The sequence below is a fragment of the Stappia sp. genome, from assembly GCF_048261845.1.
In the GTDB taxonomy this organism is placed as follows: Bacteria; Pseudomonadota; Alphaproteobacteria; order Rhizobiales; family Stappiaceae; genus Stappia.
Genome location: NZ_JBLXFR010000001.1, coordinates 238,289 through 261,100, shown reverse-complemented (window position 1 = coordinate 261,100; position 22,812 = coordinate 238,289). Strand labels below are relative to the sequence as shown.

Here is a 22,812-nt window from a genome sequence, read left to right as displayed (position 1 = left end):
AATTGTCCTCCCCGGATCTGGGCCGGCCTTGTTTCAAGGCTCGTTCGGCAGGATCACACTGCCGGGTGAACCTGACGTTTCCGTAAACGTCACCTTGAGCACGTTATATGGCGGCGTGCCGGCTCTCGCAAGACGTATCCTTGCGGAAAGGCGCTCGGTTTGTCGTGCTTTGAGTCAGTTTCGATTGATTTTTGGACAAAATTTCGAAATTTCTTGTCCGAAATTGTCGAGATTGCACAAAATGCGCGCCGGATTTTCACATCCGCACGAGCCCGCCCGGGAGGTCGGCGCGAGGCCGGAACGAGGGCAGGTGCGGGGACAGGCGCGGTCCGGGAGGCCGCGCGCGACTCACCCGCCGGTTTTTCGCGAGGCGGGGATTACTCCGCCGCCTCGGTCTCCTTTTCCTTCAGCATGCCGGAGACGATCTCGACGGTGCGGCCGAGCTCCTCGACCGCCTGGTCGATGTCTCGGCGCTGCTCGACGAGCACGTCGATCTGGCTCTGGAAGCGCGACAGTGCGACCCGCAACTGTGTCACCTGGCCATCGCGCAGGTCGTAGAGATCGAGCATGTCGAGGATCTCCGCCAGCGAGAAGCCGACCCTCTTGCCCATCAGCACCAGCTTCAGGCGGGCACGGTCACGGCGTGTGTAGACGCGGTTAATGCCGTCGCGGCGCGGGTTGATCAGGCCTTTATCCTCATAGAACCGAAGAGTTCTCAAGGTTACGCCGAATTCCTTGGCCAGATCACCGATGGTGAAAAGCGTCTTCTTGGTGGATTCATCCTTGGCGGCGACCGCCTCGACGATGTCGTTGTTGACCGAGAGCGCTTCGCTCATGGGGTGTTCCTTGTCTTTATTGACGTGTCGGCGGCGGGCGCGGTTCGGATCGGGACCAATCTCGACCGGTATCGCGAACGCGCGGACCTGCATCCGCACCCGGTACCTGACACAACGTCACCTGCCTTCGGAATACATTCCGTGTACGTAAGCGTCAAGCGCCTTGGCAAACATGACAGGTCGGCCGTTGCGTTCCGCATCGCCCGTTCACGTCTGCTTAACCATGTAAATGCGCCGCTTAACGGCCTGTTTACCATAAGCAGCGACAGTTTAGCCGAAGGTCGTCCGGATCCTGTGTAGCCGTCTTTGATCCGGAAGAAGAACAAGTCTTGCGCCACGCGGCGCGCCCAACCGGGTTGAAGAGGCCATTTATATGTCCTGGAACGCGCGACACCGCACTCAAGGCGGCACGGATCCCGAGGCGGCACATGGCCGTGACCCGGCCGGCGATGCGGATAGCTGGTATGAGCCGCGCCGGCGTGCGCCCGCCTGGAGCGGCGAGCGTGCAGCCCCGCTGCCGACCGATCCGCGCGGTTCCCAGGCGCGTGCTCCCGAAAGGGCGCGGGCCCGCGAGCAGCTCAACGATGTTGCCGACGCGCTCGGCCGGCTGATGGATGCGCCGTCCGCGGCGCCGCGCCGCACGATGAGCGAGGCTCCGGTCGCCGCGCAGGCCGAACCCAATCGCCATGCCCGCCGGGCCGCTGCGGCGCGGGCCCGCTCCGAGCGTCCCGCCCAGCCCGTCGATGCCCGCACCAGCCGCATCGAGGCGGTGCTCGGCGCACTCGACCGGCTCGATCGTCGTGTCGAGGATCTTTCGCAGACGTCGGCTGACCGTCGCTCGCCGCGGTCCTCCCGTGCCGTTCCGGTCGAGGAGGCGCACGCCTACACGCCGGACGAGCAGGACGTGGCCGGCTATGAGTATGACGACTATCCGGCCCTCGAGGATAGCTACACCAACACCTATGATGTCGCCGACGCTTACGATGCCTATGTCGAGGACTACGCGCCGCCGCGTCGCCCGCGCCGCGAGGATTCGCGTCCGGCGGGCCGTCCCGATGCGAAGGTCGACGACGACCTGAGGCCGATGATCCGCGACCTCGCCCACAGGGTCGAGCGCGCCCACGGGACGCGGGACGAGCGCCTTGACGTGATGCGCCGGGAGATCGGCGAGCTGCGCGCGGTGCTGATGGAATCCCTGCGCGCCGAGCGCACGCGGCCCGCCAGCCGGGACACCGGCGAGATGCGGCGCCTGTCGGAAGCGGTCGAGCGCCTGCGGGCCGACCGCACCGATACCCGCTTCGTGCACGAGGTGCGCGCCGAGATCTCCGACCTGCGCGCCATGATCGGCCAGTCGAATGTCGACGGCATGTTGCAGTCGCTGGAGAGCGGCTACGCGCACCTGGTCCAGCGCCTCGACGAACTGGCCCGCGACCGCCTCGAACCGCGCCTCGTCAGCGAGCTCGGACAGCGCCTGTCCGACATCGAGGACGCGTTCCGGATCGTGCCCCGCGCCGACCAGCTCGTCGCCCTCGACGACCGGGTGGCCGATATCGGCCATCGTGTCGAGGAACTCGTGCGCCGCAATGGCGGTCAGGACATGGCCGTGCTGCGCGGCGAGATCCGCGCCGTGCGCGATCTCGTCGAGCGGTTTGACGCCAACGACCTGATCGCCGGTATCGACGAGCGCCTGTCGTCGCTTTCGGTTCGCTTCGACGCGATCGACCGTCTGGTCGAGGGCCAGCGTGAGCTTGCCGGCCGGGTCGGCGCCATCGAGCATCGTCTTCCGCAGGCCGGAGCCGTCGATCGCCTGAACGACCGGCTGGAGCAGATCGCCGGCATGTTGGCGGATGACCGCGCGGAGCGCCGCGATCCCCAGATCGACGAGAAACTTGGCGAGATCGCCGGTCGTCTGAAGCGGATCGAGAGCGCCCGGCAGATGCCGCCGAGCTATGACGCCGCCTTCACGCTGCTTGAAAAACGTCTCGCCGCGATCGACGGCAAGATCAATGCGCTGGACCGCCCCGAAGGCGTGACCCTGGTGGCCGAGGGCCAGCAGGGGGCCATCGAAGCCGACCTGATCGCCCGTCTGGAAAGCGGCATCGCCCGCCTCAACGAGCGGTTCGAGGCGGGACGCGATGCGACGGCAAGCGGCGATCTGGATGCGCTGCATCGCGAGATTGCGGGCTTGCGCGAAAGCGTGTCCCGTCCGGTTGTCACCGCTGAGCTCGAGGCGCAGCTGCGCGATCTCGCGGAAGCGGTGAACCGGGGAGCCTCCAGCGACGACAATGCCGTCCTGGCGCAGGTCGAGGACAAGATCGCGGCGCTGGCAAGCAAGCTCGACGCGGCCGAAACCGGCTTCGCCCGCTTGGGTGAAATCCAGTCGGCGCTTCAGTCGGGCGCGTCAAGCGACGGCGGCGAGGTCGCGCAGGCCCTGCGCGGCGACCTGCATCGCCTGATGGAAGCGGCAACCAGCTCCGAGCGTCGCGCCCGCGATTCCATGGACAGCGTCCAGGATGTGCTCGCCTCGATCAATGCGCGGCTGATGTCGCTGGAGCATGAAGCCCGTGCGGCCGGCATGCCGACGCCGAGCGTTGAAGACGACCGGCCGCTGGAGCCGGGATCCGGCAAGCCGCGTGTCCGCCAGCCGGCCCAGGCTGCGCAGGCCCAGGTTCATGGCAGTGCCCGCGCGGCGGACGCGGCCCCGCAGGCATCCGCCCGCCCGGCCGGACCCGCTCAAAGGCGGGCCCAGCCCCAGGGGCAGAACCCCGCCGCAGCCCGCACCGGCGGACAGCCGCAGGACGGCCGCGACCGCAAGGCCGACTTCATCGCGGCAGCGCGCCGCGCCGCCCAGGCCGCTGCCGAGGAGGCTGGCCAGCAGAAGTCGCCGCTCGGCTTCATGGGCAATGTCCAGGTCGAGGAAAAGGCCGCCTCCGCGAAAGGGTGGCTGCGCTCCCGTCTCGGCCGCAAGCGCAAGGATGCGCAGGCCGACGCTGCGGACATGCCACTCGATACTTCGGCCGACATGCCGCTTGCCGGCGACCGCCGGGACGGTCCGCGCGCCGACAGCGCCCGCAAGCGGGCCGAGGCGGCGACCGCAGAACTGCGCGCGGACACGCGCCTGGCTGCGGAAGGTGTCGACGATCTGGCCGGGCCAGAGGAAAAGGGCGGCCGCAGGCTGTTCTCGACCGGAGGCCGCCGGGCCGTGATGCTCGCTGCTGCTGCTGTCGTCATCGCCGTGGGCGCGTTGCAGATTTTCAAGCAGGTTTCGCTCTCGCAGACCGACATGGCGTCGCTGGGGACGCCTCCTGCCATAGAGACCAGCGTTGACGGCGGTGCGCCTGTCGCCGCCGGCATGGACGAGACGCGGACACCGGCCGGGGCTTCCGGCGATGTCGCACGGCCGGCCGGAGATGCCGCCGAGCGCCAGCCGGGGAGTATGGCCGAGGCGCCGGCCGCCGTGGCATCCGCCGGCCATGCGCCGGATGAGGCGCAGGGGGGGGATCATGTCCCGCCGGCCGGTGAAGCCGCGGCCGAACCCGGTCCCGACGTCGCCTTCGGACCGCAGACGCCGTTCGATGGCGGGTTCTCCTCGAACCCGGCCAGCATTCCCGGCAGCCAGTTCCAGACACCCGGCGACGCCGCGGCCAGCACGCCGACAAGTGCTCCTGCCTTCGGGCTGCCGCAGCAAGGCGCCTCGCCGGCCGCCGAGGCATCGCTGGCACCGGACATGTCGATCGGCGGCATTCCCCAGGCGGCCGGTCCGATCGCGCTGCGCCAGGCAGCGGCCACCGGCGATCCGGCGGCCTATTTCGCCATCGCCGTCAACTACACCGAAGGCACCGGCTCGACCCCGGATCTCGCCGAGGCAGCGAAATATTACGCCAAGGCGGCGGAGGCAGGTCTGGCACCCGCCCAATATCGTCTCGGCAGCCTCTACGAGAAGGGGCGCGGGGTGGAGAAGAACCTGGAGACGGCGCGCGACTGGTATCGCCGTGCCGCCGAGCAGGGCAACGCCAAGGCCTCGCACAATCTTGCCGTGCTCTATGCCGAGGGCTTTTCCGGCAGCCCCGAATTTGCCGATGCCGCCTACTGGTTCAAGAAGGCTGCGAATTTCGGTCTTGCCGACAGCCAGTACAATCTCGGCATCCTCTACGCCCGAGGTCTCGGCCTGGAGAAGAACCTCGTCGAGAGCTACAAGTGGTTCGCGCTTGCCGCCCGTCAGGGCGACCGGGATGCGGGCAACAAGCGCGACGAGCTGGCCAACATGCTGTCCAAGGAAGAATTGGCGGAGGCCCGGATCGCGGTCGAGACCTGGAAGGAAGCGCCTCGCCTGGTCTCGGCAAACGAGGTCGAACTGAGCCCGGCCTGGACCGTGCAGCCGGAAACGGCTCCGCGCGCGAATGTCTCGGTCGAGCCGCAGGACATCGTGATGAGCGTGCAGCGCCTGCTCGCCAAGCGCGGTTTCGATCCCGGCACGCCCGACGGCCAGGTCGGCCCGCGCACACGGGAGGCCGTACGCGCCTTCCAGGAAGCGAACGGTCTTCCTGTTACCGGCGCGATTTCGAAAGACCTGGTCAAGGTGCTTATCGGCCAGTCGATCTGACAGGCGGCCGGCGGGACGCGCCGGACGTCGCCTGGAGAGCGGAAAAAGCCGCTCTCCGTGCGTTGACATGACAGCATTCCCCGCGCTTTATCGGGGAAACGCGCGGGCTTCCGGGGACCGCCGTAAAGCGGCGCAAGCCGTGGAACCGGCGGATGCGCGCCACCTGATCAACATCCACCCCGCTTGACGAGCGCAAGCGGCCAATCCGCCGGTGTGCCGTGCAAATCTACCTGCCCATCGCCGAGTTGCCCGTCAACATGTTCATGGTGTTCGGGATGGGTGGCGCCGTGGGCTTTCTCTCGGGCCTGTTCGGCATTGGCGGCGGATTTCTGCTGACCCCGCTCCTGATTTTTTCCGGCATTCCCCCGGCCGTCTCGGTGGCGACCGTGACGACGCAGGTTGTCGCCTCGTCCGCCTCCGGTGTCGTTGCCTACTGGCGACGCAAGATGATCGACTTCAAGCTCGCCTGGGTACTGCTTGTCGGCGGTGTGATCGGCTCGGCTGTCGGCGTCTGGCTCTTCGGCCTGCTGCAGAAGCTCGGTCAGCTCGATCTCGTCATCTCGCTTTCCTATGTCACGTTCCTCAGTGCGATCGGCGGCCTCATGCTGTTCGAGTCGGTGCGGGCGATGGCGCGCCGACGTGCCGGCGCGCGGGTGCCTTCCCGCCAACCAGGCAAGCACAACTGGGTGCACGGCCTGCCGCTGAAGATGCGGTTCTACCGTTCGCGCCTCTATGTGAGCGTGATACCGATTGTCGGCCTCGGTGCGATCATCGGTTTCCTCGGCACGATCCTGGGCATCGGCGGCGGTTTCATGATGGTGCCGGCGCTGATCTACCTGTTGCGGGTGCCGACCAACATCGTCATTGGCACGTCGCTCCTGCAGATCCTGTTCACGATGGCGGCGGCGACCTTCCTGCATGCGATGTCGACCCAGTCGGTCGATATAGTGCTGGCGCTTACGCTGATGATTGGCGGCGTGATCGGCGCCCAGTTCGGCGCGCGCATGGGCCAGAAACTGCGCGGCGACCAGTTGCGCCTGCTGCTGGCGCTGCTGGTGCTCTCCGTGGGCGTGCGCTTCGCCGTAAACCTCTTGGTGCAGCCTGACGAGCTGTTTTCCGTTGCCGTTTCGCCTCTGGTGGAGGCGACACGATGAGCCCGTCCTGCCGTTCCTCCGTTTGCGGTCGTGTTTTGGCTGCGGCACTGGCCGGCGGCCTTGCCATGCTGCTCGCACCCGCCATCGCCAAGGCGGAGAGCCTTGTCGCCGACATTTCCTCCGACGAAGTCAGGATCGAGTCGAATTTCACCGGCACCCGCATCGTTGTTTTCGGCGAGATTGCCCGGGACGCGTTGACGGTCGGACGGCCGGACCCTTATGACATCGCCGTCGTGGTCGCCGGCCCGGAAGTCGATGTCACCACCAGACGCAAGGGCCGGTTCCTCGGTATCTGGGTCAACCGCGATGCCGAGACCTTCTCCGGCGTGCCGAGCTTTCTGGCCGTTCACACCTCGCGCCCGCCGCATGAAATGGCCTCCCGCTCGGTGCTGGAGCGCCACCGCATCGGCCTGCATTTCCTCAACCTTCCCATTGCCCATGCGTCGGACGTGCCGATCACCGATCGCGCCAATTTCCGCGCGGCGCTGCTGCGCCTGAGGGTGGCCAGCGGCCTGTTTGCCGAGCGCAGCGGGGCGGTCACCTTCCTCAGCGACTCCCTGTTCCGCACGACCGTGCCGCTGCCCGCCAATGTTCCGGTCGGCGACTACACGGTCTCGACATACCTGCTGCGGGGGGGAACGCTTCTGGCCCAGGACGAGCAGCAACTGCGTATCGCCAAGACCGGTTTCGAGCAGTTCACCTTCTGGCTGGCGCATCAGTATTCCGCCGCCTACGGGCTGATCGCGATCCTGCTGGCGATCTTCACGGGCTGGCTGGCCGGCGTGATCTTCCGCCGAGACTGAGGCTGAGGCAGCGCGCGGGCCCGCTGTCCGGGGCGCCGGGCGGGTGTTTTTTCAAGGATTTGACGAGATGTCAGTCGCCGACGAGGCGGCTTGCCGTGAACGGATAAAGCCGGCCGTCGCCGAGCAGGAACACCGAGAAGGCACGGGGCGTGAAGAACGGCTTCCAGGCCTGGTCGAGCACGTTGAGCCCGCCCGTCAGCACGCCGAAGGCCGGCATCACGAGCCGGTGGCCGTCGGTGGCAAAGCAGGGCCGCCGGACGCTGCGGCCGTAGCGGCGGATGCGGGCCGCCGGATGCAGGTGCCCGGCGATCTCGCCGGGATCGGCCCCCGTGCGGGGCTCGTGCCGGAAGACGAGACGGCCGAGCGCGACCTCGTCGACGGTTTCTCCGCACAGGCCGACCGGGGCGACCGGGTCGTGATTGCCGGTGACCCAGATCCATTCACGGCCAAGCTGCAGCGTGGTGAGCATCGCCCGGTAGGCGGCCGGCAGCCGGTCCGATCCTTCTCCGTCATGGAAGCTGTCGCCGAGCGCGACGACGCGCGAGGGCTGGAAGGCGTCGATCGCCTCGGCAAGCTTTTCAAGGGTCGCGGCGGTGTCGTAGGGAGGCAGCATCACGCCCTTGCGGGCGAAGGACGAGCCTTTCTCGAAATGCAGGTCGGCGACGACAAGCGTGTTCTCGTCCGGCCACCAGAGCGCGCCGCTGTCATGCAGGCCGACAAGTTCTCCGGCAATGGAGATGTCGTGGCAGACCGGTGCGTATCGGCGCGTTTCGACGCGGGCTGTGAATGGCCTCACTCCATGGCCTCCCTGACCAGATCGTCGGCGGCATCCGCGAGCAGCGCTTCCTGCGCTTCTCCGTACACGGGCTCCTTGCCGATCTCCAGCATCACCGGAACGGCAAGCGGCGACACCCGTGCGAGCGGAGTATGCGTGATTCGCTCACGAATTCGGCGGAGAAGTTCACCCAATCTGGAGATATCCAGAAGTCCTGTGGCCGCATCCTGCCAGGTCGCCTGGAGCAGGATGTGGTCCGGCTCGTGCCGGTGCAGGACGTCATAGATCAGGTCGGAGGAGATTGTCACCTGCCGTCCGCTCTTTTCCTGTCCCGGATGGCGGCGCTCGATCAGGCCGGCAATCACCGCGCAGTTCCGGAAAGTGCGTTTCATCAGGCTGGATTCCGCCAGCCAGGCGTCGAGGTCGTCGCCCAGCATGTCCTCGTCGAAGAGCTCGGCCAGCGACAACCGGCCGCAGCCGATCATGTCGCCGAGGTCGGCCAGGCACCACACGGCGAGGGCGTAGTCGTTGGCGACGAAGCCCATCGGCCGTGCGCCCAGCCGCTCCAGCCGGCGGGTGAGCAGCATGCCGAGTGTCTGGTGGGCGAGGCGGCCGTCGAAAGGGTAGCAGACGAGATAATGCTTGTTGGCCCTGGGGAACGTCTCGACCAGCAGGCCGTCGGGCGCGGGCAGGGCGGAGCGCAGGCGCTGGATCTCCAGCCATTCGCGCACCTGGTCGGGCAGCGCCGTCCAGCTTCGCGGGTCGGCGACCATCGCCCTGACGCTTGCCGCGAGATAGGTGGACAGGGGAAACTTGCCGCCCTGATAGGAGGGGATCTTCGGCGCGTCCGCCCGCCCGCGCGAGACATAGGCCTCGTTCTCCCGCAGGCCTTCGAAGCGCAGGATCTCGCCGGCGAAGAGAAACGTGTCGCCGGGCGAGAGCTGTTCGACGAACCATTCCTCGATTTCGCCAAGCCAGCGTCCGCCGCGGCCGATGGGGGAGCGGCGTCCGTCGGCCTTCGAGCGAACCAGTCGCACCTTCAGCATCGGGGCCTCGACGATGGTCCCCACATTGAGCCGGTATTGCTGCGCGATCTTCGGGTGCGACAGGCGGAAACGGCCATCCTCCTCGCGCTTCAGGCGGGCATAGCGCTCGTAGGTGCGCAGCGCGTAGCCGCCGGTGGCGACGAAGTCGACAACCTGCTCGAACTGCTCGAAGGCAAGGCCGCGATAGGGCTCGGCCGAACGGATCTCGCGATAAAGCTCCAGCGGATCGAACGGCCCGGCGCAGGCACAGCCGAGCACATGCTGGGCGAGCACGTCGAGCCCACCGGTGCGCAAGGGGGGCGTGTCCTGATGACCGGCGCGCGAGGCGGCGAGCGCCGCCTGGCACTCCAGCACCTCGAACCGGTTGGCCGGCACCAGGATCGCGCGCGAGGGCTCGTCCATGCGGGGGTTGGCCCGGCCGATGCGCTGGGCCAGCCGGCTGGCGCCCTTCGGCGCACCGACATTGACGACGAGATCGACGTCGCCCCAGTCGATGCCAAGGTCCAGCGAGGAGGTGCAGACGATGGCGCGCAGGGCGCCGGCCGCCATCGCCGCCTCGACCTTGCGCCGCTGGCCGACATCGAGCGAACCGTGGTGAAGAGCGATCGGCAGGTTCTCGTCATTGGCGTGCCACAGCGCCTGGAACAGGGCCTCGGCCTGCGAGCGGGTGTTGACGAAGACGAGGCTGGTGCGGTGATCCTTGATGATCCGGTAGATCTCGCCGACGGCATGGCGGGCGGAATGACCGGACCAGGGCAGCCGTTCGGCCGTGTCGAGGATGGAGATGTCCGGTTCCGCCCCGCCGGCCACCGTCACCAGCCCGGCCAGCGCGCGTTCCGTTTCCGGCGCCTCGCCAGGTGTCTCACCCGGTGTCTCATCCGGCGTTTGGCCGACGAGATAGGCGCGCAGGTCGTCCGGTTCGGCAACCGTTGCCGAAAGTCCGATGCTGCGCAGGCCCGGCGACAGGCGGCGCAGGGCCGCGAGCCCGAGCGACAGCAGGTCGCCGCGCTTGGAGGTGACGAGCGCGTGCAGCTCGTCGAGGATGATCGTGTCGACCCCGCTCAGCATCTGCCGTCCTTGCGCGTCCGACAGGAGCAGGGCGATCTGTTCGGGCGTCGTCAGCAGGATGTCGGGCGGGACGTGTTTCTGTCGCTGGCGCTTGTGCGAGGGCGTGTCGCCGGTGCGTGTCTCGATGCGGATGTCGAGGCCGATGCCCTCGACGGGGGCGTCGAGGTTTCGGGCGATATCGACGGCCAGCGCCTTCAGCGGCGAAATGTAGAGCGTGTGCACCCCGCGCCGCCCGGCCGAGCCGGGTTTGCGCTTTCCTCGCGCGGCGAGCGCCACGAGGCTCGGCAGGAAACCGGCCAGCGTCTTGCCGGCGCCGGTCGGGGCGACAAGCAGCACGGAATCGCGCTGTCTTGCCATCTCGAGCAATTCGATCTGGTGGGCGCGCGGGCGCCAGCCGCGGCTCTCGAACCAGCGGGCAAAGCTTTCCGGCAGCAGGGGCGAAGCAGCGGCATCCATTGCCTGCCAGAGATAAGGCCTCCCGAGCCAAGCGTCGAGGCGCGGATCGGAAACCATGGGCCGACACATGCATTTCCAATCTCTCGCCGCATGCCTACATTCGCAGTCATGACGAGGCCGACAACCACAACGCCGAGCACGACATTCACCACGGGCGGCGACATCCTGACGCTGACGCCGGCCGGGCTTTATTGCCCGCGCGGCGATTTTCACGTCGACCCGGTACGGCCCGTTGCCCGGGCGCTGATCACGCATGGCCACGCCGACCATGCCCGCGCCGGCCACGGTGCGGTTCTGGCCTCGCGCGAGACGCTCGACATCATGGCGATCCGCTACGGCGAGGATTTCTCGGGCAGCACGCAGGTGGCCGGACCCGGCGAGCGGATCCGGCTGGGCGAGGTCGCGGTCTCCTTCCATCCGGCCGGCCACGTGCTCGGGTCGATGCAGGTGCTGATCGAGGCGGCGGGACGGCGCATTGTCGTTTCGGGGGATTACAAGCGCCAGGCGGACCCGACCTGCGCGCCCTTCGAGCTGATCCCCTGCGACGTCTTCATCACCGAGGCGACCTTCGGCCTTCCGGTGTTCCGGTACCCGCCGGCCGCCGGCGAGCTCGACAAGCTGCTGGCAAGCCTCGCGCTGTTCGGCGAGCGCACGCATCTGGTCGGTGCCTATTCGCTCGGCAAGGCACAGCGGGTGGTCGCCGAGCTCAGGGCGCGCGGTTATGAGCGGACGATCTATCTGCACGGTGCGCTGGTGCGGCTGTGCGCCTATTATGCCGAGCAGGGAATAGATCTCGGCCCGCTGGAGCCGGTGGGCGAGCGGGCGAAGGACCTGGCTGGCGAAATCGTGCTCTGCCCGCCGGGCCAGCTTGCCGACCGCTGGGCCCGCCGCTTTGGCGATCCTGTCACGGCGATTGCCAGCGGCTGGGTGCGGGTCAGGGCCAGGGCGCGTCAGCGTGGCGCGGAATTGCCGCTGGTGATATCGGATCACGCCGACTGGGATGACCTCAGGCGGACGATTGTCGAGACGGGCGCAAGCGAGATATGGGTGACGCACGGAGCCGAGGAGGCCCTGGTGCACTGGTGCAGGAGCCAGGGCCTGGAAGCCTGGCCGCTCAACCTGATCGGCTATGGCGACGAGGGCGACACGACGGATACCGTCGAGAAAAAGGCCGGAACCTTGGCCGAAACACGGGCGGATGCGACCGCCGGGACCGGGAGTGCGAGATGAGCGACGAGATTTCGGGGCGCGAGGGCCTGCAGAAGCCTGACGAGGGGGCGGACGACGGGCTGCTCGACCTGTTCGACGACTACCTCGAGGCGTTCGAGGATTTCGACGCGGAAAGCGTTGCCGACTGTTTCGCCTATCCGGCGGTGATCTGGCAGTTCGGCAAGGGAAATGTCTTCCAGGACGATGAGGAGTTGCTGGAAAACATCGAGAAACTGTTCGCCGCGCTCGACAAGGAAGGCGTGGTGAGCTCGGCCTTCGACGTGCTGTCGACCCATGTCGAGGGAGACGCGGGCATGGCAACGCTTGCCTGGGTGCAGTCGGATGCCGATGGCGAACCGGTGATCGAGTTCACCTGTCACTATCACCTGATCTACGATGGCGACACCTGGCGCATCGCGATGATCGTCAACGAGCCCTGACAGGCCCGCCCGGATGCGCGGTTTCGCCAGGTTGCTGGACAGGTTGTCCTTCGAGCCGCGCCGCTCGGCGAAGCTGGCGCTGCTGGCGGATTATTTCGCGCAAGAGAGCGATCCGGCACGCGGCTACGCGCTTGCCGCGCTGACAGGCAATCTGAGGTTCCGCAACGCGAAGCCGGCGATGCTGCGCGCGCTCGCCGCCGAACGTGTCGATCCGCATCTCTTCGCGCTGTCCTATGATTTCGTCGGCGACCTGTCGGAGACGATCGCGCTGATCTGGCCCGTCGAGGAGACGGCTTCGGCCGGCGAGCCGCCGCTGCTCGGGGAGGTGGTGGAACAACTGGAGCGCGCCGGGCGGAGCGAGGTGCCAGGACTGGTCGCGGCCTGGCTCGACACGCTCGACGAGACCGGACGCTGGGCGCTGCTGAAGCTGGTCACCGGCGGACTGCGTGTTGGTGCCTCCGCGCGGCTCGCCAAGACCGCCGTGGCGGGCCTCGGTTCGCTCACGCCCGACGATGTGGAGGAAGTCTGGCACGGACTTGCCCCGCCCTACGAGGCCCTTTTCTCCTGGGCAGCCGGCAAGGGCGGCCGGCCGGAAACCGACGATCCGGTGCCGTTTCGCCCGGCGATGCTTGCTCATCCGCTGGAGGAGCGGGACATGGCGGCGCTCGATGCGCGCGAATTCGCCGCCGAGTGGAAATGGGACGGCATCCGCGTGCAGGCGGCCGCCGGGCGAGACCGGACGGGGGCGCTGCGTCGCCGGCTCTACACGCGCACCGGCGAGGACATCTCCGCAGCGTTTCCCGATCTTGTCGAAACGCTCGACTTCGATGCGGCCATCGACGGCGAATTGCTCGTCGTGACAGACGGACTGGCGCAGAGCTTCAACACCTTGCAGAAACGGCTCAACCGGAAGACGGTGACGGCAAAGATGATGCGGGACCATCCGGCCGCGATCCGCGCCTACGATCTTCTCTCGCTTGATGGCGAGGATCTGCGCGAGCGCCCGTTCCGAGAGCGGCGGGCGATGCTGGAACGCTTTCTCGAGGCGCTGGATCACCCACGGATCGACCTCTCGCCGCTGGTCGCGGCCGATGACTGGGAGGCCCTGGGCCAGGCGCGAGCCGACCCGTCCGCGTTTCATGCCGGCGGCGATGCCGCGGCGATCGAGGGCATCATGCTGAAGCGCCGGGAAGCGCCCTACCTGCCCGGCCGGCCCAAGGGGCAGTGGTTCAAGTGGAAGCGCGATCCCTTCCGGGTCGATGCCGTGCTGATGTATGCGCAGCGCGGTCACGGCAAGCGCTCCTCCTATTATTCCGACTACACGTTCGGTGTCTGGCGACCGTGCGAGGGGGGCGGGGAGGAACTGGTGCCCGTCGGCAAGGCCTATTTCGGCTTCACCGACGAGGAGCTCCTGGAGATCGACCGCTTCGTGCGCAACAACACGCTCAACCGCTTCGGTCCGGTGCGCGAGGTCCGGCACGAGGCGCAGGCCGGACTGGTGCTGGAGGTCGCGTTCGAAGGGCTGAACCGCTCCGCTCGCCACAAGTCGGGTCTGGCAATGCGGTTTCCGCGCATTTCGCGCCTGCGCTGGGACAAACCGCCGGCCGAAGCCGACCGGATCGACACCTTGCTGGATCTGATTGCGGACGAGGTCACAGACGGCGCTTGATCGCGGGCGCAACCCGTCGCAGGGTGCCGGCTGAAAAAGCGGAGCAAGGAACAGCCTGCATGCAGCGCGTCATCGACTATTTCTATACTCACGCCTCGCCCTGGGCCTATCTCGGCCACTCGGCGTTTCTCGCCATGGCCGACAAGCAAGGCTACGCGGTGCGTTTCCGCCCCGTGTCGCTGACCACGGTCTTTGCCGAAACCGGGGGGCTGCCGCTGGCCAAGCGCCACCCGGTGCGCCAGGCCTACCGCCTGGTGGAACTGCAGCGCTGGCGCGAGTTCCGAAACCTGCCGCTGACCCTGCAGCCGGCCTATTTTCCGGTCAATCCGGACCTTGCCGACCGCATCGCGCTCGCGATTGCCGTCGATGGCGGGCCGGTCGCGGCCTATACGCAGGCCGTGTTCGAGGCCCTGTGGGTGGCGGAGCAGAACATCGCAGAGGAAGACACGCACAAGTCGATCCTCGGCAAGCTGGGTCTGGATGCGGCCGCGGTGATCTCCCATGCCGGCGAAAAGCAGATCGTCGAACGCTACATGGAGAACCAGTCCGAGGCGATCGCCGAGGGGGTTTTCGGATCGCCCAGCTACGTGCTCAATGGCGAGGTTTTCTGGGGGCAGGACCGGCTGGAACTGCTTGAGGCGGCGCTGTCCAGCGGACGCGGCCCTTACGGGCAGCCCTGATCAGACATTCGAAGGCGCCTGGCCGTGCTTTTGCCACGGCAAGGCGCCATGATCGCGTGACGGCAAGTGGCAGGAGTGCCCTGCCGGACAGACGAGGGAACACAGGTCATGCGGATTGCAACTCCTGTGCTTTGTGCCGTGCTCGCCGTGATTGCCTGGCCTGCCGCGGCACAAACGGCGGACCGGCCGCAGGCTGACGACCGCTACGTGCTGGCGCCTGCCGGCGAGGGCTATCTTCGGCTCGACCGGCAGAACGGCAGGGTGGCGGAATGCAGCCGGCGCAACGACACCTGGCGCTGCGTTCCGGTTCCCGACGCGCAACTCGCGCTGGAGGCGGAGATCGCACGTCTCGCCGGGGAAGTGACATCGCTGCGCGCGGAAAACGCCAGGCTCTCGGGAGGGGCGGACAGCGCCCGGCCCGGAACGTCTCCGCGCACGTCGCCGGAGACCGCACCCGGCCTCCCGCCGCGCGAGGACAGCGAACGCCCGCGTTTCAGCCCCGAGGAGGAAGCCGAGTTGGACAAGGCGCTCGATTTCACCGAGCAGGCGATGCGTCGCTTCTTCGGATTGATGAAGACCCTGCGCGACGAATACGACGGGCTGGGCAAGTAGCGCTCAGCGCTTCAGTAGGTTCTTGAGAATTGCCGACCGGATTTCTTCCTGCAGGGGCACCGCCTTGCGGGTCTCCAGGTGCATGGTGAGCGCGACCACGTCGCAGATCGCCGCGAGACGGTGGGTGCGCGCTTCGTAGAGATAGTGGCGAAAGGTGAAGGTCGTCCGGCTTGCACCCGTCAGGCCGCTCAGCGTCAGCACCGGTTCTCCCTGTTTCAGCGGGCTTGCCCAGACGAGCTTCATTTCCACCGCGACACGGCCCAGCCCGCGCTTGGTCAGCCATGCGTCGGTCATCGGCGTGCGGTTCCACACATGCGGCGCGCCTTCGGTGAAACAGGAGAGCGCGAAGGCATCGTCAGCCCGGCCGTCCGGTCCGGTGTTGCGCGGCAGCACCGTCGCCCGGTGGACGACAGTGGCACCAGCGGCCTCCACCTGCCGGGTGGTGACGCCGGTTGCCTCGGGCGCCGAGGACAGGCTGCGCGGCTGTGCCTTGTCGGGCATCGGAGCGCTTGCCTCCTGGAACCGGCGGCGCAGCTCCCGCGCCATGCCGTCGGAGGGCGCATATCCGTCGGTGGCGGTGGCGGCCAGAACGCCGTCGACCGTGCGTCGCAACTCATGGACCACGGTCAGCATGTAGGGCCCGTCGAAGGCGATGTGGCTGGTCGCCATCAGCGTGTCGCCGGCATAGAGTTCGGCGTGATAGCGGATATGGCGGGCACGCCGGGCACCGGCGACCGCGTCGCTGAGGCCGGTCATCAGCCGGAATTGCCGATCGGCCTCCTCGAAGCGGGCGAGGTAGAACTGCACGTTGAGATGATCGTTCTCGTCGCACTCCCAGCAATTCACGAAGGAAAACAATGTTTCGAAGGCAGGCATGGTCGGCTCCCCGGGAGCGTGTCGAATGGTTTGGAGGGTGAAGTCAGGCGGGAGAAAGCGTTGCGTTCAGGAACCGGTCGATGGCCAGGTTGCTTTCACGGGCGATCTCGAGGTCGAAATGCTGGAAGACGTGGCAGCCGCCCGGATGAACGGCCAGATCGGTACTGTTGCCGGCGGCACGCCAGCGGGCTTCCATGAAAAGCGTGTCGTCAAGAAGCGGGTCTTCGCTGCCGACAACGAAATGCGCCGGCATCAGCCCGGCAAGGTCGGCCAGCAAGGGCGAGACGTCGGGTGTCGCCGGGTCGTGGCCGTGGGCAAGGTAGTGGCGGGCGAACATGGTCAGGTCGCGGGTGTTGAGGACCAGTTTGGCATTGCCCCAGTTGCGGGCGCTTGGCGTCAGGCGCAGGTCGTAGCAGCCGCAGACGAGCACAGCTGCGCCGAACAGGCCGGAAATGTTGTGCCTGTCGCGCAGCCGCAGCACCGTCGCGACGGCGAGATTGGCGCCGGCGGATTCGCCGCCAATGGCAAAGCGGGTGCCGCCGAAAAGCGCCGGTCCCTCCCGCTGCAGCCAGAGGGCGGTTGCCTCGCAATCGTCGGGGCCTTGCGGATAGGGGTGCTCGGGCGCCAGCCGGTAGTCGCAGGAAACCGCCGTGAGCCCCGTGGCCTCGGCAAGTTCGCCAAGGCGCGGATCCTGTTCGTCGGCGGCCCCGAGTGTCCAGCCGCCCCCGTGGATGTGCAGGTAGGCACCGGTGGACGGGCGGGTTTTCGGAGCCAGAAGGCGAAGACGCACCTTGCCGTGCGGGCCGTCGATCTCGATGTCGCGGGCATCCGGCGAGCGTGGGGGCCGCGGGAACGGGCCAAGCCCCTCCGCCCGTCGCTCGCGGATCACGGACGGCGGATAGGACCACTGGTCCGGCAGCAGCGTCAGGCGTCGCAGCAGGTCGCGATTGAAGTCGCGTGTCTCTTCGGTGGCCTCACCGAAGGACGTGTTGGTGAAATCGTATGCAGCCATGCGGCCACCGCCCCGTTGCCTTGCACGAATAAGGGATATGCGTGTGCAGGCTAATGGCTGCGGGGGGCGATGCCAAGCCCTGCAATCCAAGTTAACCGATTGACGTTGCAGGCCGGACCCGGCACGCAGCGATCCCCGCCCTCCGCCTGCCCGGCGGCTTGCGCTGGCGTGCCTGCAATCGCATACTCTGCCTCCTCCAGGAGGCACGCCGAACCATGCGCCAGACCCGCTATCCGCAACCTTACGAGTGCTGGACTTTCGAGGATGACGGGCTTGACCTGCGCCAGCGCATGGGCCGGCTGATGGTGGCGACCAAAGGCCAGCGCTTCTACGGCATCGGCCGGGGGCTCGATGCCTGGCTTGCCGAGCAGGGCGCGCGCGACGGGGAGCTGTCGATCTTCCTGCGTCACACCTCCGCATCGCTGACGATCCAGGAAAACGCCGACCCCGACGTCCAGGCCGATCTGGCCGACGCCCTGTCGCGGCTCGCTCCCGAAGACGCGGCCTGGCGACACGTGACCGAGGGTCCGGACGACATGCCGGCCCACGTCAAGAGCGTGCTGACCGGCGTGACCCTGCAGGTGCCCGTGGTGGCCGGACGGCTCGACCTGGGCACCTGGCAGGAAGTCTACCTGATCGAACACCGGCGCGAACCGCATCAGCGCAGCCTGACGCTGCGCTATCTGGGCACCTGACAGCGCGTCGCGTCAGCCCCGGGCGAAGGCCTTGGTGGCGCCGACCAGCGCCGAGACGATGCCCGGTTCGCTTGCCGCGTGGCCGGCATCCTCGATGATGCGCAGTTCCGCTTCCGGCCAGGCATTGGCGAGATCGATCGCGTTCTTCATCGGCGTGATCGCGTCGTGGCGACCATGGACGATCACGGCGGGGATGTCGCGGATCGCCGAGACGCCGCGCAGCAGCTGGTCGTCATGGGTGAAAAAGCCGCCATTGACGAAATAATGCGCCTCGATCCGGGCGAAGGCATGGGCGTAACGCGCCTCTGCGAATGCAGCTTCGCGGGCCGGGTCGCGCAGCACCGAAAGCGTCGACCCTTCCCACACCGCCCAGCGTTGCGCTGCCGCCACCTGCATCGCCTCGTCGGTTCCGGTCAGTCGGCGGTGGTAGGCGGCGATCAGGTCGTCGCGCTCGGCCTGCGGGATGAAATCCCGGTACGGCGCGAAGAGATCCGGATAGAGCCAGCTTGCGCCCTCCTGGTAGAACCACAGGAGTTCGGCGCGGCGCAGCAGGAAGATGCCGCGCAGCACCAGCGCTGTCACCCGGCCGGGATGGGTCTGCGCATAGGCGAGCGCCAGCGTCGACCCCCAGGAGCCGCCGAAGACCTGCCAGCGGTCGATGCGAAGGTGTTCCCGCAGCCGTTCGATGTCGGCAACCAGGTCCCAGGTGGTGTTCTCGCGCAGTTCCGAATGCGGCGTCGAGCGGCCGCAACCGCGCTGGTCGAAGAGAATGATCCGGTAGCGGTCGGGATCGTGGAAGCGGCGCATGATCTCGCCCGCCCCGCCGCCAGGCCCGCCATGCAGCAGCACCGCCGGGATGCCTTGCGGGTTGCCGCATTCCTCGTAGTAGAGCGTGTGCAACTCGCTGACGGGCAGGTGGCCGGTGGCATAGGGTTGCAGCGGGGGAAACAGCGCTTCGGTCATCGGATGCGTTCCTTGGGGCGGCCCGTTACGGCCTTTGGCGGGACAGGATTCAACTAACGCAAAAGCAGCCTGCCGACCATTGCGATTGCCGGCAGGCTGAGCACCGCGGTCGCGCAAAGCCAGACCAGAGCCGTGCCGCGGTCGCCGGGCTGCCTGCCGAGTGCGCGTTCGTAAAGGGCCGCCGGAACACCGCCGGCGACGAGCGTCAGCAGGGCGCCGAGGACGATGGCGAGAAACATCAGCGCCTGCGGCAGAGCGGCGACGGGCTGCGGCGCGAGCAGAATGACCGCCGCCATCGCCTGGGGCGCGAGCAGGGGATTGAAAAATCCGTTGGCAAGCGCCAGCAGCGCTGTTGCGGCAAGAAATCCGTGATCGCGCGCCATCCTGTCAGCCCCCCGTGCCGGCGCGGGCCAGAAGGCCGGCCTTGGAAAGGCTGACGGCCAGTACGACCCGCAGGACGATGAGCCAGACGGCTGCAAACAGAAGCAGCAACGTGTCGGGCACGCGCCGGGGCGTGACCAGGCGAACGGCGACGATGACGGGGTCCGTGCCACGCGCGAAGGCGTTCTGGACGATGCCGCTTTCCCGCGATCCGAGCAGCAGGCGCAGCACCAGCCGCCCGAGCATGAGATACATGAGCGTGGCTAGCAGGAAATTGACGACCATGAAGACCGACAGGCTCATCCGGCCTCAGCTCCCGTTCCCGGGGGGTGTCACGAAGCGCGGTCGTGCAGGACCGGCTCGCCCGACGGCTTGCGGATTTCCAGAACCAGCGCCTGCACATGGCGCGACGGTGCCGGGGTGACCAGGCTGACAAGTATCGCGACTGCAAAGCCGAGCGGGATGCCGAACAGGCCCGCCGAGACGTTCTTGACCCCGTACCACTCTTCCATGCCGCCGAACTGGGTCATCGCCAGATAGTAGAGGGCGACGCCGAAGCCGGCGATCATGCCGCAGACGGCGCCCGCCGCCGTGCAGCGTCGCCACCAGATGCCGAGCACCAGTGCCGGAAACAGGCCGGCTCCGGCGAGAGAAAAGGCCCATGCGACCATCGAGAGAATGTCGGAAGGACGCAACGACGCGACGAAGGCGGCCAGGAGCGCGGCGCCCAGCAGCAGCAGGCGGGCGATGAACAACCGCCGGCTCGCCGGCGCGCGCGTGTCGACCATGCGATAATAGACATCGTGGCTGAGCGCGTTTGCGATCGCAAGCAGCAACCCGTCGGCGGTGGAGAGGGACGCGGCAAGGCCTCCGGCTGCGACGAGCCCGGCGATCACGTAGGGCAGTCCGGCTATTTCCGGCATCGCGATGACGATGACGTCGCGATCTATCACCAGATCGGGAAGGCGCAGCACGCCGGTATTGCCGGGTTGCGCCGCGCAAGCCTCGCGCACCGCGTCGGCAGAGGCCGCGGTCTGCCCGCAAATGTCGACAAGCCCGAGTTTGCCATAGGTGTAGATCCACTGCGGCAATGCATCGAGGCCGGCGCCAATGACGTTCTGGTAGACTTCCAGCTTGGCAAAGGCGGCATAGGCCGGCGCGGTAACATACAGAATGCCAACGAAGAGCAGGGTCCAGGCGACCGAACGGCGGGCATCGCGCACGCTGGCCGCCGTGAAGTAGCGCATCAGGACGTGCGGCAGGGAGGCGGTGCCGATCATCAGGCAACCGATCAGCGCGAAGAAATTGAGCGGATCGAGCGTGGTGAAAGGCTGAAGATGTGGCACCAGCGTCGCCGGGTCGGCAAGGCCGGAGGAGAGCATTTGCTGCTCGAGTTCCGTGATCCGCTGGAGAATGCCGCCATAGGTGGCCTGGGCCAGGGGAAAGCCGAATTCCTGCGCGGACAGGATGGCGACCGGCAGCAGATAGGCAACGATCAGCACCAGATACTGCGCAACCTGTGTCCAGGTGACTGCGCGCATGCCGCCAAGCATCGAGCACAGCAGGATGCAGCCAAGCCCGACATAGACTGCGGTTTCGAACGCGAAGCCGAGGAAGCGCGAGGCGATCAGGCCGGTGGCGTAGATCTGCGCCACCACATAGGTGAAGGAACAGGCGAAGAGGATGAGGATGCCGATAGTTCGCGCCAGGTTTCCGCCGAAGCGCGCGCCAAGAAAGTCCGGCACCGTGAAGGCGCCGAACTTGCGCAGGAACGGCGCGATCAGGACGGCGACGAGGACGAAACCGCCGGTCCAGCCGATCACATAGGCCAGGCCGTCATAGCCGAGCAGGTAGAGCGTACCGGCCATGCCGACGAAGGATGCACCCGACATCCAGTCGGCGGCGGTTGCCATGCCGTTGTAGACAGCCGGAACCTGACGTCCCGCGACGTAGTATTGCGAGACGCGCATGGTGCGGGTCGCGATCCCGATACCGGCATAGATGGCAAGTGTCACGAAAACGAAGACATAGCCGATGATCTGGTCGGGAAGGCCGAGCTGCTCCAGGATCGCCAGTGTCCCGACGATGGCGACGAGACCGCCGACGAACGTCCCGTAGATGCGGCCGAGATTGTCGAGGAACGGATCCGGTGCGCCGGGCGGGGTCACAGGCTGTCCTCCGGGTCGCGGGGAGCAGGCTCCGCCAGGCCTGCGTTCCGGTCGATCCGCTCCTGCCGATCGACGAACCAGAACGCAAGGACGACAAAGGCGATGACCGAGCCTTGTGCGGCCATGTAGTAGCCGAGCGGAAAGCCGAAGAAGACCAATGTGTCGAGGTCGCCGACAAAGGCATGGACCGCGAATGCGAAAATGGCCAGGACAGCCAGGGTCAGCAAGGCCAGCTGAATCGTGTGCGGCCACCATCGCTTCGCGTTCGCGGGCTGCTGTCCCGAAAGCTGCGTCATTCGTCAGAATCTCCGGACGGATGCCATCCTGCCATGGCAATAGGTGATTCGCACCGCAACCAGTATGGCCCAGCATTCGGCACATCTACGACTGTGCCGCCGTGGAAAATTGTGCAAGGACATGCCCGGGACAGGAGAACGCTGCCGCCCTCGAGTACGCTGGCGGTCCGCTGCCGCTTGAAGCCGTCGGGGCCAGTGGCGATAATGCGGTGCGAAACTGATCAGAACGGTGGGGGAGCCGGAAAGATCGGTTCTGGGGGGAGACCGGTGCCGGCCTTCGCGGGCGAGCCAGTCCGCAGGCGCGCCGGTCAAGGAAAGGTACGAGGGGGCGGCGCGACAACTCGCGCGCGGCGTGTCTCGGCCGACGTCGATGGAGGAAGCCGGCGTGTCGGACAACGCAAGCTATCATTTCGTGATTGCCGACGATCATCCGCTGTTTCGCGGCGCGCTGCGTCAGGCGCTCGAGACGCTTTATCCGGGGGCGGGAATATCCGAGGTGGGAACGCTTGAGGATGCGGCCGCGCAACTCGAGAAGCATGAAGAGGTGGACCTCGTCCTGCTCGACCTGTCGATGCCGGGCATGCGGGGGTTTTCCGGGCTGATGTATCTTCGCGCCCAGTACCAGAGCGTGCCGGTCGTCATCGTCTCGGCGACCGAGGACGTCTCGACGATCCGCCGCTGCATGGAACTCGGCTCGTCCGGCTTCATTCCCAAGTCGCTCGGCATCGAGGTGATTCGCGATGCCGTTCTCAGCGTCATGGCGGGCGGGGTCTGGACGCCGCCCGACGTCGATCTCGGTGAGGATGACGACGAGCTTCTCGACATGGTCCACCGCCTCGCGACGCTGACGCCGCAGCAGGTGCGGGTGCTGATGATGCTGTCGGAGGGACTACTCAACAAGCAGATCGCCTACGAGCTCAGCGTCTCGGAGGCGACCGTCAAGGCGCATGTCTCGGCGATTCTGCAGAAGCTCGGCGTCGAAAGCCGGACCCAGGCGGTGATCGCGGCCTCCAGGATCGAGCTGGGCCAGTGGCAGGCGGCGGTGGCCCGCTGAGCGCGAGCCTGTCCTC

The 22,812-nt window shown here is 67.2% G+C and carries 20 protein-coding genes; 10 read left to right on the top strand and 10 right to left on the bottom strand.

Annotated features, from left to right (window positions below; genetic code table 11):
- Positions 1–377: 377 nt before the first annotated feature.
- Positions 378–836: a MerR family transcriptional regulator gene (locus ACN0T5_RS01280; RefSeq protein WP_417766801.1), complete on the bottom strand. Its 459-nt coding sequence runs from the start codon at positions 834–836 to the stop codon at positions 378–380.
- A 373-nt stretch (positions 837–1,209) separates the two neighbouring features.
- On the opposite strand from ACN0T5_RS01280, the gene ACN0T5_RS01275 reads away from it, so the two are divergent.
- The 3 genes from ACN0T5_RS01275 (at position 1,210) to ACN0T5_RS01265 (ending at position 7,396) form a co-directional block, all read left to right on the top strand.
- Positions 1,210–5,439, top strand: a complete 4,230-nt coding sequence (locus ACN0T5_RS01275; protein WP_417766800.1) for a peptidoglycan-binding protein — start codon at positions 1,210–1,212, stop codon at positions 5,437–5,439.
- Between the two features lie 218 nt (positions 5,440–5,657).
- Positions 5,658–6,593, top strand: coding sequence for a sulfite exporter TauE/SafE family protein (locus ACN0T5_RS01270; protein ID WP_417766799.1), 936 nt, complete (start codon positions 5,658–5,660; stop codon positions 6,591–6,593).
- The gene (locus ACN0T5_RS01265) at positions 6,590–7,396 is read left to right on the top strand and encodes a TIGR02186 family protein (protein WP_417766798.1); all 807 of its coding nucleotides are present in this window, start codon (positions 6,590–6,592) and stop codon (positions 7,394–7,396) included. Before ACN0T5_RS01270 ends, ACN0T5_RS01265 begins: the two co-directional genes overlap by 4 nt.
- Before the next feature lie 70 nt (positions 7,397–7,466).
- Here the strand turns inward: ACN0T5_RS01265 and pdeM are convergent, their stop codons facing one another.
- Entirely contained in the window at positions 7,467–8,192 is a 726-nt protein-coding gene (gene pdeM / locus ACN0T5_RS01260) for a ligase-associated DNA damage response endonuclease PdeM (protein WP_417766797.1), read from the bottom strand.
- Positions 8,189–10,741: a ligase-associated DNA damage response DEXH box helicase gene (locus ACN0T5_RS01255; protein ID WP_417766819.1), complete on the bottom strand. Its 2,553-nt coding sequence runs from the start codon at positions 10,739–10,741 to the stop codon at positions 8,189–8,191. Before ACN0T5_RS01255 ends, pdeM begins: the two co-directional genes overlap by 4 nt.
- A gap of 108 nt (positions 10,742–10,849) precedes the next feature.
- On the opposite strand from ACN0T5_RS01255, the gene ACN0T5_RS01250 reads away from it, so the two are divergent.
- From ACN0T5_RS01250 to ACN0T5_RS01230, 5 genes are all read left to right on the top strand, one after another.
- Entirely contained in the window at positions 10,850–11,971 is a 1,122-nt protein-coding gene (locus ACN0T5_RS01250; protein ID WP_417766796.1) for a ligase-associated DNA damage response exonuclease, read from the top strand.
- On the top strand, positions 11,968–12,390 hold the full coding sequence (locus ACN0T5_RS01245) for a DUF4440 domain-containing protein (RefSeq protein WP_417766795.1): 423 nt from the start codon (positions 11,968–11,970) through the stop codon (positions 12,388–12,390). Before ACN0T5_RS01250 ends, ACN0T5_RS01245 begins: the two co-directional genes overlap by 4 nt.
- A gap of 13 nt (positions 12,391–12,403) precedes the next feature.
- Positions 12,404–14,059, top strand: a complete 1,656-nt coding sequence (locus tag ACN0T5_RS01240) for a cisplatin damage response ATP-dependent DNA ligase (protein WP_417766794.1) — start codon at positions 12,404–12,406, stop codon at positions 14,057–14,059.
- Positions 14,060–14,118: 59 nt separating this feature from the next.
- Positions 14,119–14,739 (top strand): 2-hydroxychromene-2-carboxylate isomerase, encoded by a 621-nt coding sequence (locus tag ACN0T5_RS01235; RefSeq protein WP_417766793.1) that lies wholly within the window; start codon positions 14,119–14,121, stop codon positions 14,737–14,739.
- 108 nt (positions 14,740–14,847) lie between these two features.
- Positions 14,848–15,351 carry a hypothetical protein gene (locus ACN0T5_RS01230; RefSeq protein ID WP_417766792.1) on the top strand — a complete coding sequence of 168 codons (504 nt, stop codon included), beginning with the start codon at positions 14,848–14,850 and terminating at the stop codon, positions 15,349–15,351.
- A gap of 3 nt (positions 15,352–15,354) precedes the next feature.
- Here the strand turns inward: ACN0T5_RS01230 and ACN0T5_RS01225 are convergent, their stop codons facing one another.
- Complete coding sequence (locus ACN0T5_RS01225; protein WP_417766791.1) at positions 15,355–16,227, bottom strand: acyl-CoA thioesterase; 873 nt, start codon at positions 16,225–16,227, stop codon at positions 15,355–15,357.
- Positions 16,228–16,270: 43 nt separating this feature from the next.
- Positions 16,271–17,239, bottom strand: coding sequence for an alpha/beta hydrolase (locus ACN0T5_RS01220; RefSeq protein WP_417766790.1), 969 nt, complete (start codon positions 17,237–17,239; stop codon positions 16,271–16,273).
- Positions 17,240–17,529: 290 nt separating this feature from the next.
- On the opposite strand from ACN0T5_RS01220, the gene ACN0T5_RS01215 reads away from it, so the two are divergent.
- The gene (locus ACN0T5_RS01215; RefSeq protein ID WP_417766818.1) at positions 17,530–17,934 is read left to right on the top strand and encodes a secondary thiamine-phosphate synthase enzyme YjbQ; all 405 of its coding nucleotides are present in this window, start codon (positions 17,530–17,532) and stop codon (positions 17,932–17,934) included.
- A 12-nt stretch (positions 17,935–17,946) separates the two neighbouring features.
- On the opposite strand, the gene pip is transcribed toward ACN0T5_RS01215, so the two are convergent.
- The 5 genes from pip to ACN0T5_RS01190 are packed head-to-tail and all read right to left on the bottom strand — an operon-like array spanning position 17,947 to position 21,742.
- Positions 17,947–18,897 carry a prolyl aminopeptidase gene (pip, locus tag ACN0T5_RS01210; RefSeq protein WP_417766789.1) on the bottom strand — a complete coding sequence of 317 codons (951 nt, stop codon included), beginning with the start codon at positions 18,895–18,897 and terminating at the stop codon, positions 17,947–17,949.
- Between the two features lie 53 nt (positions 18,898–18,950).
- Positions 18,951–19,280, bottom strand: a complete 330-nt coding sequence (locus ACN0T5_RS01205) for a hypothetical protein (protein WP_417766788.1) — start codon at positions 19,278–19,280, stop codon at positions 18,951–18,953.
- Positions 19,281–19,284: 4 nt separating this feature from the next.
- On the bottom strand, positions 19,285–19,581 hold the full coding sequence (locus ACN0T5_RS01200) for a hypothetical protein (RefSeq protein WP_417766787.1): 297 nt from the start codon (positions 19,579–19,581) through the stop codon (positions 19,285–19,287).
- A 29-nt stretch (positions 19,582–19,610) separates the two neighbouring features.
- Positions 19,611–21,446, bottom strand: a complete 1,836-nt coding sequence (locus tag ACN0T5_RS01195) for a sodium:solute symporter family protein (protein ID WP_417766786.1) — start codon at positions 21,444–21,446, stop codon at positions 19,611–19,613.
- Positions 21,443–21,742, bottom strand: a complete 300-nt coding sequence (locus ACN0T5_RS01190; protein ID WP_417766785.1) for a DUF4212 domain-containing protein — start codon at positions 21,740–21,742, stop codon at positions 21,443–21,445. Before ACN0T5_RS01190 ends, ACN0T5_RS01195 begins: the two co-directional genes overlap by 4 nt.
- A 370-nt stretch (positions 21,743–22,112) precedes the next feature.
- Here ACN0T5_RS01190 and ACN0T5_RS01185 point away from each other — a divergent pair, with 370 nt between their 5' ends.
- Entirely contained in the window at positions 22,113–22,796 is a 684-nt protein-coding gene (locus ACN0T5_RS01185; protein WP_417766817.1) for a response regulator transcription factor, read from the top strand.
- Positions 22,797–22,812 lie beyond the last annotated feature (16 nt).

What these genes read in the sequence shown, in the direction of transcription:
- ACN0T5_RS01280 (WP_417766801.1), bottom strand. Translation starts at nt 836, where the DNA reads ATGAGCGAAGCGCTCTCGGTCAACAACGACATCGTCGAGGCGGTCGCC.
- ACN0T5_RS01275 (WP_417766800.1), top strand. Translation starts at nt 1,210, where the DNA reads ATGTCCTGGAACGCGCGACACCGCACTCAAGGCGGCACGGATCCCGAG.
- ACN0T5_RS01265 (WP_417766798.1), top strand. Translation starts at nt 6,590, where the DNA reads ATGAGCCCGTCCTGCCGTTCCTCCGTTTGCGGTCGTGTTTTGGCTGCG.
- ACN0T5_RS01255 (WP_417766819.1), bottom strand. Translation starts at nt 10,741, where the DNA reads ATGGATGCCGCTGCTTCGCCCCTGCTGCCGGAAAGCTTTGCCCGCTGG.
- ACN0T5_RS01250 (WP_417766796.1), top strand. Translation starts at nt 10,850, where the DNA reads ATGACGAGGCCGACAACCACAACGCCGAGCACGACATTCACCACGGGC.
- ACN0T5_RS01245 (WP_417766795.1), top strand. Translation starts at nt 11,968, where the DNA reads ATGAGCGACGAGATTTCGGGGCGCGAGGGCCTGCAGAAGCCTGACGAG.
- ACN0T5_RS01240 (WP_417766794.1), top strand. Translation starts at nt 12,404, where the DNA reads ATGCGCGGTTTCGCCAGGTTGCTGGACAGGTTGTCCTTCGAGCCGCGC.
- ACN0T5_RS01235 (WP_417766793.1), top strand. Translation starts at nt 14,119, where the DNA reads ATGCAGCGCGTCATCGACTATTTCTATACTCACGCCTCGCCCTGGGCC.
- ACN0T5_RS01230 (WP_417766792.1), top strand. Translation starts at nt 14,848, where the DNA reads ATGCGGATTGCAACTCCTGTGCTTTGTGCCGTGCTCGCCGTGATTGCC.
- ACN0T5_RS01225 (WP_417766791.1), bottom strand. Translation starts at nt 16,227, where the DNA reads ATGCCTGCCTTCGAAACATTGTTTTCCTTCGTGAATTGCTGGGAGTGC.
- ACN0T5_RS01220 (WP_417766790.1), bottom strand. Translation starts at nt 17,239, where the DNA reads ATGGCTGCATACGATTTCACCAACACGTCCTTCGGTGAGGCCACCGAA.
- ACN0T5_RS01215 (WP_417766818.1), top strand. Translation starts at nt 17,530, where the DNA reads ATGGGCCGGCTGATGGTGGCGACCAAAGGCCAGCGCTTCTACGGCATC.
- pip (WP_417766789.1), bottom strand. Translation starts at nt 18,897, where the DNA reads ATGACCGAAGCGCTGTTTCCCCCGCTGCAACCCTATGCCACCGGCCAC.
- ACN0T5_RS01205 (WP_417766788.1), bottom strand. Translation starts at nt 19,280, where the DNA reads ATGGCGCGCGATCACGGATTTCTTGCCGCAACAGCGCTGCTGGCGCTT.
- ACN0T5_RS01200 (WP_417766787.1), bottom strand. Translation starts at nt 19,581, where the DNA reads ATGAGCCTGTCGGTCTTCATGGTCGTCAATTTCCTGCTAGCCACGCTC.
- ACN0T5_RS01190 (WP_417766785.1), bottom strand. Translation starts at nt 21,742, where the DNA reads ATGACGCAGCTTTCGGGACAGCAGCCCGCGAACGCGAAGCGATGGTGG.
- ACN0T5_RS01185 (WP_417766817.1), top strand. Translation starts at nt 22,113, where the DNA reads ATGGAGGAAGCCGGCGTGTCGGACAACGCAAGCTATCATTTCGTGATT.